Origin of the sequence: Massilia orientalis, from assembly GCF_030411975.2 — a bacterium.
Taxonomy (GTDB): domain Bacteria; phylum Pseudomonadota; class Gammaproteobacteria; order Burkholderiales; family Burkholderiaceae_D; genus Telluria; species Telluria orientalis.
On sequence record NZ_JASNRB020000008.1, the window covers coordinates 318,841 to 333,522 of the forward strand.

The 14,682-nt window shown below is 62.8% G+C and carries 11 protein-coding genes; 1 reads left to right on the top strand and 10 read right to left on the bottom strand.

From position 1 onward, the window contains the following. Positions 1-28: 28 nt before the first annotated feature. The 10 genes from wecB to QPK29_RS15410 all read right to left on the bottom strand — a co-directional run bounded on the left by wecB (position 29) and on the right by QPK29_RS15410 (position 11,379). Positions 29-1,138 (bottom strand): non-hydrolyzing UDP-N-acetylglucosamine 2-epimerase, encoded by a 1,110-nt coding sequence (wecB, locus tag QPK29_RS15365; protein WP_371769874.1) that lies wholly within the window; start codon positions 1,136-1,138, stop codon positions 29-31. A gap of 38 nt (positions 1,139-1,176) precedes the next feature. Further along, the gene (locus QPK29_RS15370; protein WP_371769873.1) at positions 1,177-1,917 is read right to left on the bottom strand and encodes a polysaccharide deacetylase family protein; all 741 of its coding nucleotides are present in this window, start codon (positions 1,915-1,917) and stop codon (positions 1,177-1,179) included. A gap of 35 nt (positions 1,918-1,952) precedes the next feature. Next, positions 1,953-2,648 (bottom strand): hypothetical protein, encoded by a 696-nt coding sequence (locus QPK29_RS15375; RefSeq protein ID WP_056128048.1) that lies wholly within the window; start codon positions 2,646-2,648, stop codon positions 1,953-1,955. Next, on the bottom strand, positions 2,620-3,750 hold the full coding sequence (locus QPK29_RS15380) for a glycosyltransferase family 4 protein (protein WP_371769872.1): 1,131 nt from the start codon (positions 3,748-3,750) through the stop codon (positions 2,620-2,622). The genes QPK29_RS15375 and QPK29_RS15380 overlap by 29 nt, the downstream gene beginning before the upstream one ends. Positions 3,751-3,776: 26 nt before the next feature. Continuing rightward, positions 3,777-4,916: a DegT/DnrJ/EryC1/StrS family aminotransferase gene (locus tag QPK29_RS15385; RefSeq protein WP_371769871.1), complete on the bottom strand. Its 1,140-nt coding sequence runs from the start codon at positions 4,914-4,916 to the stop codon at positions 3,777-3,779. Positions 4,917-4,947: 31 nt separating this feature from the next. Then, complete coding sequence (locus QPK29_RS15390) at positions 4,948-5,556, bottom strand: acyltransferase (protein ID WP_371769870.1); 609 nt, start codon at positions 5,554-5,556, stop codon at positions 4,948-4,950. Between the two features lie 2 nt (positions 5,557-5,558). After that, positions 5,559-6,620 carry a Gfo/Idh/MocA family protein gene (locus QPK29_RS15395; RefSeq protein ID WP_371770030.1) on the bottom strand — a complete coding sequence of 354 codons (1,062 nt, stop codon included), beginning with the start codon at positions 6,618-6,620 and terminating at the stop codon, positions 5,559-5,561. A gap of 11 nt (positions 6,621-6,631) precedes the next feature. Beyond that, positions 6,632-7,960: a nucleotide sugar dehydrogenase gene (locus tag QPK29_RS15400; protein ID WP_371769869.1), complete on the bottom strand. Its 1,329-nt coding sequence runs from the start codon at positions 7,958-7,960 to the stop codon at positions 6,632-6,634. A gap of 51 nt (positions 7,961-8,011) precedes the next feature. Beyond that, positions 8,012-10,018 (bottom strand): polysaccharide biosynthesis protein, encoded by a 2,007-nt coding sequence (locus QPK29_RS15405; protein ID WP_371769868.1) that lies wholly within the window; start codon positions 10,016-10,018, stop codon positions 8,012-8,014. A gap of 380 nt (positions 10,019-10,398) precedes the next feature. Continuing rightward, positions 10,399-11,379 carry an N-acetylmuramoyl-L-alanine amidase-like domain-containing protein gene (locus tag QPK29_RS15410; RefSeq protein WP_371769867.1) on the bottom strand — a complete coding sequence of 327 codons (981 nt, stop codon included), beginning with the start codon at positions 11,377-11,379 and terminating at the stop codon, positions 10,399-10,401. Positions 11,380-11,571: 192 nt separating this feature from the next. On the opposite strand from QPK29_RS15410, the gene QPK29_RS15415 reads away from it, so the two are divergent. Then, positions 11,572-14,520, top strand: coding sequence for a TonB-dependent receptor (locus QPK29_RS15415; RefSeq protein ID WP_371769866.1), 2,949 nt, complete (start codon positions 11,572-11,574; stop codon positions 14,518-14,520). Positions 14,521-14,682 lie beyond the last annotated feature (162 nt).

The window sequence follows — 14,682 nt, forward strand, 5'->3', positions numbered from 1 at the left end:
GACGGCGCGCTGGCACAGCGTCGGTGGTTCAGGCAAGCTCGTCCGATAGACGTTTCACGATCCGGGTCGCCGCGTCCCCCACGCCATAAGGAGCAATGTCTTTGCCGGTAAGTCCAAGGCTCGCTTGCAGGGAATGCAGCACGGAAGCGGCATCGACTGGTGGCGTCAGCCGGTTCCATCCGGCATCCACCAACTCCGTCCACTCGGTCTCATCCCGTAAGGTCACGCAGGGAACACCATAGAAGAAGGCTTCCTTTTGGACGCCACCGGAATCGGTAGCAATGATCGCAGCGTATTTCTCCAGCTGCACCATCGGCAGATAGCCCAGTGGATCCAGCACGACCACTGCGTTTTGCAAGGCCTTCAATTTGCCCTGTTTCGCGAGAGTGCTGCGCGTACGGGGGTGCAGGGGTAGTACGACGTCGATATCGCTGGCGAAACGCGAAAGGGCTTCGACTATCGTTGTCAGCCTGGCGGGATCGTCGGTGTTCTCTGCCCGGTGTATGGTGGCCAGGCAATACTCGCCTGCCCGGATACCGTGCTCGTCCCGCAGCCGCCCCAGTACACCCCCGTCGGGCGTGACCCGTGCGCCATGCCGAAGCGCGACATCGAGCATGACGTCGCCGACTTGATGAATACGATCGGCACTGGCGCCTTCGCTCAGTAAATGCACGCCCGCCTCATGGTTCGGCGTGAACAGCCAGCGCGAGACCCGGTCCGTAAGGATGCGGTTGACCTCCTCCGGAGATCTCATGTTGAATGAACGCAAACCTGCTTCGACATGCGCGACCGGGATATGTAGCTTGACCGTCGCCAATGATGCTGCAAGTGTGGAATTGGTATCGCCATATACCAGGACGGCATCAGGCTTCTCTAGCAACAATATATTCTCGATGTCGATCAACATGCGTCCAGTCATGACGCCATGGGTACCGCCGTGGATCCCGCACTGATAAGCGGGCGGCTTCATGCCCAGCTCGGCGAAAAATACATCCGACATGTTGGCGTCGAAGTGCTGGCCGGTGTGCACGACGGTCTCGCAAAGCTGGCCGGATTCGGCAAGGACGGCCGAGACCGCACTCGCCTTGATGAATTGGGGGCGAGCGCCGATCACTGTGACGATTTTCTTTGTATTCATGAGCTTTCTTTGCTTACCGGTTGAATGCGGGATGCCGCTTACCACGTCACAGCTTCATAAAAGCGGAAAAGATTGTCCTTGGTGTTTTCCTTCCAGTTCGTTTCGAATTGCCGTGGGTGGGTCACGAGGCAGAGGCTGCGGTGTGCGGAGACGACGTTCAGGGGCGAGGTCGGCCAGTAATATTGTGGAGGCGGACGGTCCACGATATACATGTCGATATGGTCGAGCAGGCTGCGGTCGTAGGCCTCGCACTCGATGCCACATTCTTCGCGCAGTTGCTGGTCCGCGAGGATTTCCGTATTGTTCACCTTCAGGCGGCGGTTCGCGAAGTCACCATGGCCGGCAACGGTGCGGAGTTTTTTTCCAAGCTGCTGTTCGAACCACTGGAAATTCTTGCGGAAGACATTTCTGATTTCCGGGAGTCGATCCCGCACGAGGGCAGGATCCTTGATCTTGTTCTTCTTGGCGAAAGAGGCCACTTCTTCGTAGTGGTAGCTGGCCTCGCTGCCGTAATCTTCGATTTCACGCATCAGGCCAAAGTCAAGCGTGGACAGTCTGAAGTAATAGCTCGCCTTGACGCCATACTTCTTTTCCACCTCAAATAATTTCCTGGTCGTGCGCAGGTCCGTATCGATGTCATGCCGATGCACGATGAATGTCGAGGCCGCTGAAACGCCGGCCCGCGTACAGTCGAGGAAATCGCGGATCGAGGTCTGGAGGTAGCCGGCATCCCTGGCGGCACAAATCAGCTTTTCGTGCGTACGCAGGCGCGACGGCATCCCGTAATCGCTATAGATACGCCTTAGTAATGGAGTCATTGGAGTGAATATTTTGCGCGATAGGGTTCGAAACCGAGCATCGTCTTGAAGGTCCTGAGCCCGGGACTGGCACCGAAGAACGTGTCATACATCAGGTAGCCGTAGGCGTGGCTTTCGATCATCCGGCAGATAATTTCCGTTACCATCAGGTGCATGGCGCCGTCATTGTTGCGCAGGCCGAGCAGGCGGTCGAAGGCGACAAAATTGCCGAAAAAACCAATGTCACTGTAGGCCGTCAATTTCCCGGCGGAGTTCAACACACCGAAATATTTGTAGTTCTTCTCTGGGCTGAAGTGCGTCTGTTTTTGCCGGTATGCGTCGGCCATCGGCCGGCCCTGGCGCTGATCGAGCGAGGTGTTGATTTCATGGATGTCCTCGACGAACACGTTCCTGTCGATCTCGACGACCGAGTAACCACGTGACCTGGCTTTCCTGGCGTAGGATCCCGCCGAGTTACGCCCTTTCATATTCGCCATATACTCGTCGGGGTCCGCAAAGCGCTTCAGGTCGACGAGTGCCGCACCTAACGATTTATTCTGGAAGATCTTGTACCTCGGGTGGGGCTTGGTGAAATGGGCGTGCATGCGCCGTACGCTATCCGGGTTCAGATCCAGGCGGAATTCGAGGCGTGCGACCGGAAGCTTGCTGATGTCGAGGGCCAGGTTAAACAGCTGCGACAGCTTGCTTGTCATGGGATATCGCTCCGTAGAAGTCGGTCAGTCTGTTTGCCTCGACAGTCCAGTTGTACTTTTCCAGCACGGCCCGGCGGCCGTTTTCGCCCATCGCCCTCGCGGCCTGCGGATGGGTCACGACGTAATCTATCGCGGCTGCGATCGCTTCGGGATCGAGTGGGTCGACGCAGATCCCGCATCGATTGCCTTCGATGATGTCGCGCCAGAGCGGGAAATTCGAGGCGATCACGGGAATACCGGACGACATGTACTCGAACATCTTGGTCGGGTGGGAATCCAGGTGGTTCGGCAGCGGATGGAACGTCACGATGCCTGCGATCGAACGTTTCAACACTTCGCGCACGCCCTGGCGGTCGAGGAACCCATGGGCATTCACGCGACGCCATCCAGGGTTCGCCTTCACTTCCGCCTCGACGGAGGGTTCGGAAAATGTCCCCACCAGGTTCACCCGCGCCGCCGAGGCCAGCAATTCGCCCGCCTGGACCAGCTCGCGGATGCCGCGAATACTGCCGATACCGCCGACATAGCAGACCTCGGCCTCCTTGTTTTCCCAGGGGGCGTCACCGTCGAGTTCCCCCTTCATGGGGAAATTGTTCACGTCGACAGTAAGAGGATGAATCTTGAGAAAATTTTCTCTAATAAAAGGAGTTGCCGTGATGATCCCGTCGAAGCGCGAGCAGGCGTGACGCTCCACGGCCAGATAGGCAGAGGACAGCAGCCTGCGCGACAGCGGTCCCAGGTAGGGCTTGCCCAGCAGTTGGCGCGCAACATCTTCATGCGAATCGAAGATCACTTTCTTGCCGCGCCGCTTGAGCCGCAATCCCACGAGGAACAGCTCGGGATCGTGCAATTGATAGATATCGGCATCGAGCGCAATTGCCTTGTCGCCGACGCGGCGGGTGGTCCGCAGGATGCGCTTGACGCGGCCACCCGGGAGGCCGACGTCGGCGATCGCTACCCCATCCCGCTGGTCGTCGCCCAGGCCGTCGGCAACGACCAGCGTCACGTCATACCCGTGTGCGACCAGCGTCCGACACTGCTTGATGAAGATACGCGTGTCGTTGCGAGGATGGGCCGACGTGAGATGAACGACCTTGCACATTGTGAGGCATCCTTTGCTGAACGGCCTTACTCCGGCAATGCCACGGGTTCCACGCTGCTGCGCCGGCTGATGTCAGCCGCGTCCAGCAATACCGTTGCAACGTGTTGCGCACTCGCCGTCGACAGGTATGGGCCCATCGGCAGGCTCATCACTTTTCCGGCCATCTCGACGGCAACGGGGCAGGCATCCGCCCCACCCGGCGATGCATAGGCAGGCTGGCGGTGGATGGGGACGGGATAATGGATGGCGGTCGGAATTCCGGCCCGGTGCAGCGCCGCCTGCAGCGCATCGCGCTGTTCCACGACCACCGTGTACTGGGCGTAGACGCTGGTCCGGTCGTCCCGCCGGCCGACCGGACGAACCCCCATGTCCTTGCCGAGCAACAGCGCATCGTAGGCGGAGGCGGCGCGCTGGCGCTGCTGCAGTTCCCAATCGAACAGCTCCAGCTTGGCCAGCACGATCGCGCACTGCAGGGTATCCATGCGGCCGCCGACGCCGATGCGCGTGTGCACGTAGCGCTTCGACTGGCCGTGCACGCGGATCTCACGCATGGCCTTGGCCAGCTCGTCGTCACTGGTGAACAGGGCGCCCCCGTCGCCATAGCAGCCGAGCGGTTTGCTGGGAAAGAAGCTGGTGCAGCCGACGCCGGAAAGGTTGCAACTCTGCCTGCCGCGGTAGGTGGCGCCGAAGCTCTGGGCGGCATCCTCGATGACGGTAAGGCCGTGGCGCACGGCAATCCCGTTGATCTCGTCCATGTCGGCCGGCTGCCCGTACAGCGACACGGGGATGATTGCCCGGGTGCGCGCCGTGATCTTCTCTTCGATCAGCGCGGGGGCGAGATTGCAGGTGACCGGATCGATGTCCACGAACACCGGGGTCGCGCCGAGCAGCACGATGGCCTCGGCGGTGGCAATGAACGTGAACGGGGTGGTGATCACTTCGTCGCCGCGGCCCACGCCGAGCGCCATCAACGCAATCAGCAGCGCTTCCGTGCCCGAGGCCACGGTGATGCAGTGGCGGGCGCCCGTAAACTGGGCCAGGCGAGCCTCGAGTTCGCCCACTTCGGGGCCCATGATGTACTGACCATGGTCGAGGACGGTCTGGATGCGGCCGTTGATCAGGTCGCGCGATGCCTGGTATTGGGACTTGAGGTCGATGAATTCCATGGTAGTCGGTCCGTTCGCGAGTCGGGGCGCTTCAGAGTCGGGAGGGGGCGGAAACGAGGCTGCAGACGCCGTCGACGAGGACGTACGATTCGCCGGTGTGCGGGCAGACCGCCTCGCCGTTGCCGGCCGTCGGCAGCGGCAGGCGTTCGCCGAAACGGCTGATCCAGCCGACCTGGCGCGCCGGCACCCCGGCCATCAAGGCGAAGTCGGGCACGTCGTGCTTGACCACGGCGCCGGCGCCGATGAAGGCGTAGGCGCCGATCGTCGCGCCGCAGACGATGGTGGCGTTGGCGCCGATGCTGGCGCCGCGCCTGACCAGCGTGCGCCGGTAATGATCCTTGCGGACGATGCCGGAACGCGGGTTGTAGACGTTCGTGAACACCATGCTGGGACCGCAGAACACCTCGTCCTCGAGCGTCACGGCGTCGTAGACGGAGACGTTGTTCTGGATCTTGACGCGGTCGCCGATGACGACGTCATTGCCCACGAAGACGTTCTGGCCGAGCGAGCAGCCGGCGCCGATGCGGGCGCCGCCGCAGACATGCGAGAAGTGCCAGACCCGGGTGCCGGGCCCGAGGACGGCGCCATCGTCGACGATCGCGCTCGGGTGGATGTCCTTGCTGTCGATGGGAGCGTTCATGATCAGTACTCCAGCGGCAGGGCCACGCGCTTGCCGTCGCGCGCCGATTTATAGGCGGCGATCAGTACTTCGAGCGACTTCAGGCCTTCGCGTCCGTCGGTCTCGGGCTCCGCTTCGCCGCGCAGCACCTTGATCACGTTGTCGTAATACAGCGGGTGGCCAAAACCGTAGACCGAGGTGGTTTCATAGCTGGCGTCGCGTACCCTGTCGTCGTCGGGATCGGGCGTGGCGAATTCCCACTGCTGAATCTCGTTCACGGCCACCCCGCCGATGCGCACCGTGCCGTGCTCGCCCAGGATCGTGATCGACCCTTCGAGGTTACGCGGGTAGGTCAGCATGGTGACGTTCATCGAACCCAGGGCGCCGTTGCGCCAGCGCAGGCTGAGCACCCCGGTGTCCTCGACCTCGATGTCGCGCGCCAGGGTGGCGGTATAGGCTTGCAGGCTCTCGACCGGGCCGACGATCCAGTCGATCAGGTCGACATAGTGGCTGGCCTGGTTCATGAAGGCGCCGCCGTCGAATTCCCAGGTGCCGCGCCATTTGGCGCTGTGGTAGTACTCGGGCGGGCGGGTCCAGAACACGTTCAGGTTGACCATGTAGATGCGGCCGAAGCGCTTCTTGTCGACGGCCTGCTTGAGAAGCTGCAGGGTGGCGTTGCGGCGGTTCTGCTTGACCACGAACAGGCGTACGCCGGCGGCGTCGGCCGCGGCCACCATGCGCTTGCCGTCCTCCCAGCGGGTCGCCATCGGCTTTTCCGTCATTACGTGGCGGCCGCTGTTGGCGATCTGGATCGACTGCTCGGGGTGCAGGCCCGAGGGCGTGGTGACGACGACGATGTCGGCGTCGGCGCGGCGCAGCATCTCGTGGAGGCTGGCGTAGCCTTCGGCGCCGGTCAGTCCGACCGCGCGGTCGAGCGCACGCGGGTCGACGTCGCATATGCCGACCAGCTCGGCGCGGTCCTGGTGTTTGCGCAGGGCCTCGAAGTGATTGTTGGCGATGCGGCCGCAGCCGACCAGCGCGAAGCGGATCTTGCGGTCCTGGATGGGGGCAGGATAGTGGCGCATCATGGCGGTCCTCAGGCTTTCACGACGTTGGGTAGCGCGGCGAGGTAGACGCCGCGCGTGTCGACGATGAGGCTGGCGTATTGCCGTACGAGGTCATAGTCGAAGGCGGAGTGTGCCGTGGCCAGCAGTACGACGTCATAGGACGCGATGCGCTGCGGGGTGAGTTCGACGCTTTTCAGGTCGAAGTGGTGTTCGCGCATGCGTGGAAAGACGGGCACGTGTGGATCGGCATAGTCGACGACGGCGCCCTTGTCGCGCAGGATTTCCATCAATTCGACCGAAGGCGATTCACGCATGTCCTCGACGTCTTTTTTGTAGGCGATGCCCAGCACCAGCACGCGGCTTCCCATCACGGCTTTTCCGCGCTGGTTGAGCGCATCCGTGAGCTTGCTGACGACCCAGTGGGGCATGTCGCTGTTGATTTCGCCGGCGAGCTCGATGAAGCGGGTGTGCAGGCCGTATTCGCGCGCTTTCCACGTCAGGTAAAACGGGTCGATCGGGATACAGTGCCCACCGAGACCGGGACCAGGGTAATAGGGGGTGAAGCCGAACGGTTTCGTTGCGGCTGCGCGGATGACCTCGTGGATGTCGATCTTCATGCGGTCGGCGATGATCTTCATCTCGTTGACGAGACCGATGTTGACGGCCCGGTGGATGTTCTCGAGCAGCTTGGTCAGCTCCGCCGCGCGGGTCGAACTGACCGGGACGACACGGTCGATGGCCGCGCTGTACAGGGCGACTCCAGCTTCGAGGCAGGCTGGCGTCACGCCGCCGCAGACCTTGGGTATCGTACGGGTGTGGAAGTCGGGATTGCCCGGGTCTTCGCGTTCGGGAGAAAAGACGAGAAAGATGTCGCGTCCGATCACGAAGCTGCGCGATTCGAGGCGCGGCTTGAGTTCCTCTTCAGTCGTGCCCGGGTATGTGGTGCTTTCCAGCGACAGTACCTGGCCTGGCCGCATGAACGGCAGCAGGGCTTCCGTCGTCTCCAGTACGAAAGACAGGTCGGGTTCGCGATACGGGTTGAGCGGCGTCGGCACGCAGATGATCAAGGCATCCGGCTCGCCCGCGCGGGTGAAATCGGTGGTCGCTTCGAAGCCCTGGCTGCGCGCACGCGCGATGTCGGCAGCAGGGACGTGGTTGATGTAGCTTTCACCCCGGTTGAGGCGTTCGACCTTGCTGCCGTCGATGTCGATCCCGAGTACGCGGAAGCCGGCTTCGGCATAGCGTAGCGTCAGTGGCAGGCCCACGTAGCCCAGGCCGATAATGCCAATGAGGGCAGTGCGCTCACTCAGACGGGCAGTGAGCTGTTCGAGATAAGCCGGTTTGCTTTCGTCACGCATGTGGGTCCTCGCCGAACTGGTTGGGTAAAAGGGGCGTTCCGGTTGCCGCGCCTAGATCCGGAACGGCACGAATTTCTTGATCAGGGCCAGCCGTTCCTGCGGCGCAGCGATGGGTGCCGGCGCGGCCACGGCCGGTGCCGGGGCGGGGGCCGGTGCGGCCCCTTCGGTATGCCGGCCGGGGTTGTACTCCGTCACGATGGCCTTGACCATGCCTTCGATCAGGCCGCGTTCATGCGTGTCGCAGGCCATCATGAGGCAGTTGATGAAGGTGTCCAGCACGCTCGGCCGCAAGGCGTTCTCTTTCATGCGCATGATGCGCGGATGTTCGCTTGGGAAGACGACGCCGTCGGTCAGCAATTCCTCGTGCAGCTTTTCGCCGGGGAAGAGGCCGACATAGTTGATCTCGACATCCCCGCCCGAATTCTGCGGCGTCTTCTCGGTCAGGCCGGACAAGGCGATCAACGTCCGTGCGAGGTCCAGGATACGTACGGGCTCGCCCATGTCGAGCACGAACACGTCGCCGCCCTTTGCCATCGCCCCTGCCTGGATCACCAGTTGGGCCGCCTCAGGAATCAGCATGAAGTAGCGCGATACGTCGGGGTGCGTGATGGTGACCGGGCCGCCCCGTGCGATCTGGCGCTGGAACAGCGGAATCACCGAACCCGACGACCCCAGCACATTCCCGAAGCGAACCATGCAGAACGTCGTGTCCGTGCCTGGGCGCGCGGCCGCTGCCTGAAAGATGAGTTCGGCGATGCGCTTGCTGGCACCCATGATGTTGGTCGGACGCACCGCCTTGTCGCTCGAAATCAGCACGCAGGTTTCGACGCCGTGTCTTGCGGCCTGTGTGGCGATCACCTGGGCGCCCATCACGTTGTTGCGCAGGCCTTCGACGATATTCGTTTCCACAAGAGGAACGTGCTTGTACGCGGCGGCGTGGTAGATGGTGTCGACGCGGTTGTCGCGCAGGATGCGTTCGATCAGGTCCGCATTACAGACCGAGCCGAGATGGGCGTCCACGGGGACGTCGGGGAAGCGATTGGCCATCTCCTGGCGGACTGTGTACAAGGCGAATTCGGAGTGGTCGAGCAGGTGCAGCCGGCTTGGCCTCAAGGTGGCGATCTGGCGGCAGAGTTCGCTGCCAATGGAGCCGCCTGCGCCCGTGACCATGACGTTTTTTGCGCGTACGCAGAGCGCAAACAGGTCGAGGCGCGGCGGCACGGGCGCGCGGCCGAGAAGGTCTTCGAACTTCAGGTCGCGGATGCTCTCGCGCGGCGTGACCTTGTCGTCGGCCAGGTCGACGAGACGGCTCAGGATCTTGGTCGTGATACCGGCCTGGGCCAGCCGCTGCATGATGTCGCGCAGGCGGCCGGGCGCCACGGCCGGGATGGCGATCACAATCGAGCGGATACCCATTGCATTGACCGTTTCCACCAGACGATCGGTGGGAAAAACGCGAAGGCCGCCGATGGTGCGTTCGCTGAGGGCGCGTTTGTCATCGAAAAAGCAGACAGGGCGATATTCGTCGCTATTGCGCATCGTCTGCGCCAGCTGCGCCCCGGATTCCCCGGCGCCGTAGATTGCCACCACTTCCGATGTGCCGCGCTGGTTCCCGTTCAGGTTACGCAGCAGATTGCGTACACCGATGCGCGATGCAACGACATACGAAAAAGCGATAAACCAATAAATGGCCAAGGCACTGCGTGGAAAATTTGCTTCGTTCACCGAAAACGTGATGGTGTATGCACAGAGAACGGCAATCGCCAATGCCACGCCTGTCGCGCTCAATAAACGCTGGTCGATAAAACGAATCACGGCGCGATAAAGATCCGAAATGGAAAACGCCGCTATCGTGACGATTGCTACGAGAACATAAGAACCCGGCCCGAAATGGGAGGCGAGTCTCAAATCGCCGCCGCGCAGGAGCATCGCGCCCAGGAAACAAAATGGCAGCGCGATCAGGTCGGCCGTGATCATCAGCGCGATTTTCGACGCGCGATGCAGGGACACCATCCGGGAGCAGATTCGACGAACGAATACTTGGTTGAGCTTGGCCATGATTCTGAAGCATTGCGTGAGTTAATGAATGCAAACTTCCAAAGTTTGAAACAAGCACTGGTATCCCGGAAAGGCGAAGTCAGACTTATATTTATTCGCGGATAAATTGTCGTTTGTTATTCTGATGAGCAGGTCTATTTATTATCTCGATACACATCGATAAAGATTTGACCATGCTCAACCGGGAATAGGGAATTCTTTTCGGAATCCATAAGCGATAACATTGGGAAATTAATTCAAAGAATATTTCCCATTATTTTCTAATTGGAATTCGCGCCGATTCAAAACGTGATGCGAGGGGCTGCCAGGCGGAAGGCGGCAATGAAGGGGGAGTGAAAGAGGGCGTCCATCACGGGTGATGGACGCCGTAGAGGCGGGATTCAGGCGCCGGCCGGACGGCCCGGGCGCGGCTGCGGTGCCATCGGCGGCACCACCATGTCGTCGTTCAGGCGCAGGAACTTGAAGCCGGCGAGCACCTGGCCGTTCTTGCCCGCCTGGCGGTTGCGTTCCTCGCGCGCGGCGGCGCGGGCGATGTAGGACTCGAAGGTTTCCTCGCGCACCTGCGGCTCGGAGGAATGGAGGAAGTGGCGCTCGCCGTCCAGACCGAGCACGACGAGCCCTACGTGCGAAGCCCAGTACTGGCCGTCGCGCGTCGAGATCACGTTGACGAGATCGCCTTCGCGCAGCTGGCTTGCGATGGCCGCCACGCGGTCCTTCGCCACGTAGGCCTGGCGGCTTGTCTCGACGGGGATGCTGGCGTCCGTGTGGTGCCGCGTCTTGAGGAAGCGGGCGCGGTCGATCGTCATCGTGTACGCCGGGCCATCCGGGCCGGCCAGGTCGGCGCTGATGTCCGTCACGAGCCAGCGGTTCGCCACGTTCCAGTCCATCTCCGTGTAGTGGTTGCGCGTGGCCACGCCGATGACGCCGTCGCGGTAGCGGATGCGCTGCAGCATCCAGAAGAATTCTTCCCACGACTGCGACAGGGCCATCGCGTAGGTGTGCTCCGCGAACACGACGCAGTCGCTGTGATCCAGGCTGAACATCGGCAGGTCGTCATGGACCTGGTAGGGGAACTCGCCCAGCAGGTTCAGGCGATACGGCTGGCCGAGGTTCTTGCGGCCGATGGCGGCGATGCGCTTGCGCAGGTCGGGCTCGGCCTCGTGCACCCAGGCGATGTAACGGCCCGCTTCGACGGGGTGCATGCGGTACAGGGGCTTGGCCAGGATCGCGTCGAGCGGTTCGGTGGCCGCCGTTTGCGCAACCGCGACCGCATCGGCGGCGGGCGGCACGGCGGGCGGGGTCGCGCAGCCGGCAACGAGTATGGAAAGCAGGAGCGCGGGCAGCGCGCGGACAGGACGCATGGCGGGTCTCGATGGATAAAACGCTACGCTAACCCGGCCGGCCGGAGCCGTCAAAAACAAATTGCAGTCCGAGCATTCCTTTTAGTTATAGATTCTTCAACAGTAATCATTATCCAACGACTTTGTCATCGTCAATACTGAGCGCGAGACCGGGAAACACCGGCCCCGACGATGACTACAGAGGAGAGAGAAATGTTGAAGCAGAAGCCGCTCGCGGCCGCTGTCGCATTGGCATGGCTGGGCGTGGCGGGTACGCCCGCGCTGGCCCAGAACGACGCCGGCAGCACGCAGATGCAAACGGTCGAAGTGACGGGCATCCGTGCGTCGATGGCGAAGTCGCTGGCCGTCAAGCGCGATGCCACCGCCAACGTCGAAGTGATCACCGCCGAGGACGTGGGCAAGATGCCGGACAAGAACCTGGCCGATTCGCTGCAGCGCCTGCCCGGCGTGGCGGTGCGCACCGACTACGACGAAGCGGAAAAGGTGGCGATGCGCGGCACCAATCCGGACATGTCGCTGATCGTGTTCAACGGCCACGCGGTGAGCAGCGGCGACTGGTACATCGCCGACCAGGCATCGAGCAGCCGTTCCACGAGCCTGTCCCTGATGCCGTCGTCGGTGCTGAACCAGGCCATCGTGTACAAGACGTCGCAGGCGAACATCGTCGACGGCGGCCTCGCGGGCACCATCAACGTCACGACGCGCAAACCCCTGGCGCAGAAGGAGCGCCTGTCGGGCGTGGCCAGCGTCGGCGCCAGCTACGCGACCCTGCCCGGCAAGACGGCGCCCGACCTGAACGCGTCCGTGAACTGGAAGAACGAGGCGGGCACGTTCGGCTTCATCCTGCAGGGCTTCGCGGAAAAGCGCTACATCCGCCGCGATTCCGCGTCGCGCCTCGCGTACGGCACGAGCAGCGGCTGGGACGTCATCAACACGACCACGATGAAGGGCAACACGGACGCGTCGCTGGCGGGCAGCGGCTACAAGGCCGCCGACCTGAACGGGGTGCGCCTGCCCGGTTCGATGAGCACGGAATTCGTCGAGGGCGTGCGCGACCGCAAGGGCGGCATGTTCTCGCTCGAGTTCAAGCCGAACCAGGACGTCGACGTCACGGTGACGGGCTTCACGTCGACGCTGAAGGCGCCGAACTACGGTCGCCTGAAGGCCGGCGCCATGTACAGCATGCTGCTCGGTAAAGCGTCGCTGGCCGACGGCGCCACCGGCGCGACGGCGCCGAACACCGTGGGCGCCCAGGGCCAGCAGGTGTTCGCGTCGATCCGCAACCCCGTCATCGTCACCGAGACGACGATGTACGGCGACCAGCTGCGCGTGCTGAAAAGCGCCGACATCATGTTCCCCGACGGGACGCCGCCCCAATACATCGGCAATTCGGAAGGCTTTTACCGCCAAGGCGCGCGTGCCACCAGTTCCTTCCTCGACCTGGATGGCAAGTGGCGCGTGAACCAGGACCTCACGCTGAGGACGCTGCTGTCGACGACGCGCGGCGTCGGCAAGACGGACTACGACCAGGGCCTGACCTATGCGAGCTTCGGCACGGGCGTGTCGTACGCGCTGGCCGGCGTCGACAACGCGCCGTACGTGAAGTACTACGGCACCGGCGCCAGGCCCGACCAGCTGGTGGTGCGGACGATCTCCGGCCTGAAGACGACGGACCGCGAGACGAGCGGCCAGGTCGACGGCGAATGGCGCGTCGACAAGGGCTGGGTCCAGTCGGTCGAAGGCGGCGTGCGCTACGCCGACCACCACCGCGACAGCGCGCGCCGCTACCCGGCCTATCACAACCGCGACATCACTATCGGCGCGCCGACCGGCACGATTCCGTGGCCGTCCGACTTCGGCGCCGGTCTCGACGGCCCGGCCGGCTGGGACAACACGGGCTATACGTTCGACCCCGCCGTGCTGATGGCATACTTCCAGGGCGCGACGAAGGCGACGAGCGACCAGTACGAGCGCCGCATCGCGTCCGAACTGCACATGCGCGAACGACAGGGTGCGGCCTATGTGATGGCCAACCTGGAGGGCGAGCGCTGGTCCGGCAACGTGGGCCTGCGCTTCGTGCAGACGCGTATCAACGCCGACATCCCGACGCCGATTCCGGCCGGCGTCTGCCTGCGTGCCGCGCCCGGCCAGCCGGCGATTCCATGCGCGGCCTATCCGGATGCGATCACGACCTCGGGCGACCTGCAGCCGGTCTACGACAACGAGCCCTTCAAGAACAACACGGGCAACACCTACTACTTCATCAAGACGGACCGCCGCTTCAACAACTGGCTGCCCAGCATGAACGTGCGCTACGAACTGACGAAGGACCAGATCCTGCGCTTCGGCGCGAGCCGCACGGTGGGCCGCCAGAACTACAACCTGCTCGGCGCCGGCTTCGGCTCCCCGACGTGCGATGCGCAGGGGTGCCGCGTGACGGGCCCGAACCCGGACATCAAGCCGCTCACGTCGGACAACCTCGACGCGTCGTGGGCGTGGTATTTCTCGCGCCGCTCGATGGTGGGCGTGGACCTGTTCTACTCGCGCATCCAGGGTTATGCGAAGACCGGCACCACGGGCGGCGCCACGATCGACCTGTGGGATTCGGCGGCGCAGGCGATGAAGACGTACACCGTCCAGACGTCGGAGCAGCAGGGGGCGCACATCGCCGGCCTCGAACTGTCGTACGAACAACCGTTCGGCACGACGGGCTTTGGCTTCACCAGCAACATCAGCCGCGCGCACACGAAGGTCGACGACGGCCGGCCGATGGTCGGCGCGTCCGAATGGGCCGCGAACCTGGGCGGCTATTTCGAGAACGACAAGGTGTCGCTGCGCCTCGTCGCGAACTACCGCAGCGAATACGTGAACAGCTCCACGGCGCCCGCGCCGACGGCCAACAGCCAGGGCCTGTACAGCGTCAACGGCGTATTGATGCCGACGGCGCCGACGATGGCCGCGCCGGTGACGACGCTGGCCTTCAACGCCAGCGTCAACCTCACGCCGCAGTTGCTGCTCACGTTCGATGCGACGAACCTGACCAATGCGAAGCGCGCCTACTATCGTTACAGCGAGGAGGAGCAGCAGAAGCTGGACGTCAGCGGCCGCCAGTTCTATGTGAACCTGAAATATCGTTTCTGACGTTGTCGCCGACAGGCGCAAGGGGGCTGCGGCCCCGTTTTTATTGCATTTCTTGTTGCCGCGTAGGTCTCTTTGAAGATGGCCTGTAGGACTGGAACTCATGGGGGCGCACAGTGTGCGGCATCTAACGGTTGCGACCCCGTTGGACTCGCTACGATGGAG

Coding starts and splice junctions, on each gene's coding strand:
- wecB (WP_371769874.1), bottom strand. CDS start 1,138: ATGAATACAAAGAAAATCGTCACAGTGATCGGCGCTCGCCCCCAATTC.
- QPK29_RS15370 (WP_371769873.1), bottom strand. CDS start 1,917: ATGCCGTCGCGCCTGCGTACGCACGAAAAGCTGATTTGTGCCGCCAGG.
- QPK29_RS15375 (WP_056128048.1), bottom strand. CDS start 2,648: ATGACAAGCAAGCTGTCGCAGCTGTTTAACCTGGCCCTCGACATCAGC.
- QPK29_RS15380 (WP_371769872.1), bottom strand. CDS start 3,750: ATGTGCAAGGTCGTTCATCTCACGTCGGCCCATCCTCGCAACGACACG.
- QPK29_RS15385 (WP_371769871.1), bottom strand. CDS start 4,916: ATGGAATTCATCGACCTCAAGTCCCAATACCAGGCATCGCGCGACCTG.
- QPK29_RS15390 (WP_371769870.1), bottom strand. CDS start 5,556: ATGAACGCTCCCATCGACAGCAAGGACATCCACCCGAGCGCGATCGTC.
- QPK29_RS15395 (WP_371770030.1), bottom strand. CDS start 6,620: ATGCGCCACTATCCTGCCCCCATCCAGGACCGCAAGATCCGCTTCGCG.
- QPK29_RS15400 (WP_371769869.1), bottom strand. CDS start 7,960: ATGCGTGACGAAAGCAAACCGGCTTATCTCGAACAGCTCACTGCCCGT.
- QPK29_RS15405 (WP_371769868.1), bottom strand. CDS start 10,018: ATGGCCAAGCTCAACCAAGTATTCGTTCGTCGAATCTGCTCCCGGATG.
- QPK29_RS15410 (WP_371769867.1), bottom strand. CDS start 11,379: ATGCGTCCTGTCCGCGCGCTGCCCGCGCTCCTGCTTTCCATACTCGTT.
- QPK29_RS15415 (WP_371769866.1), top strand. CDS start 11,572: ATGTTGAAGCAGAAGCCGCTCGCGGCCGCTGTCGCATTGGCATGGCTG.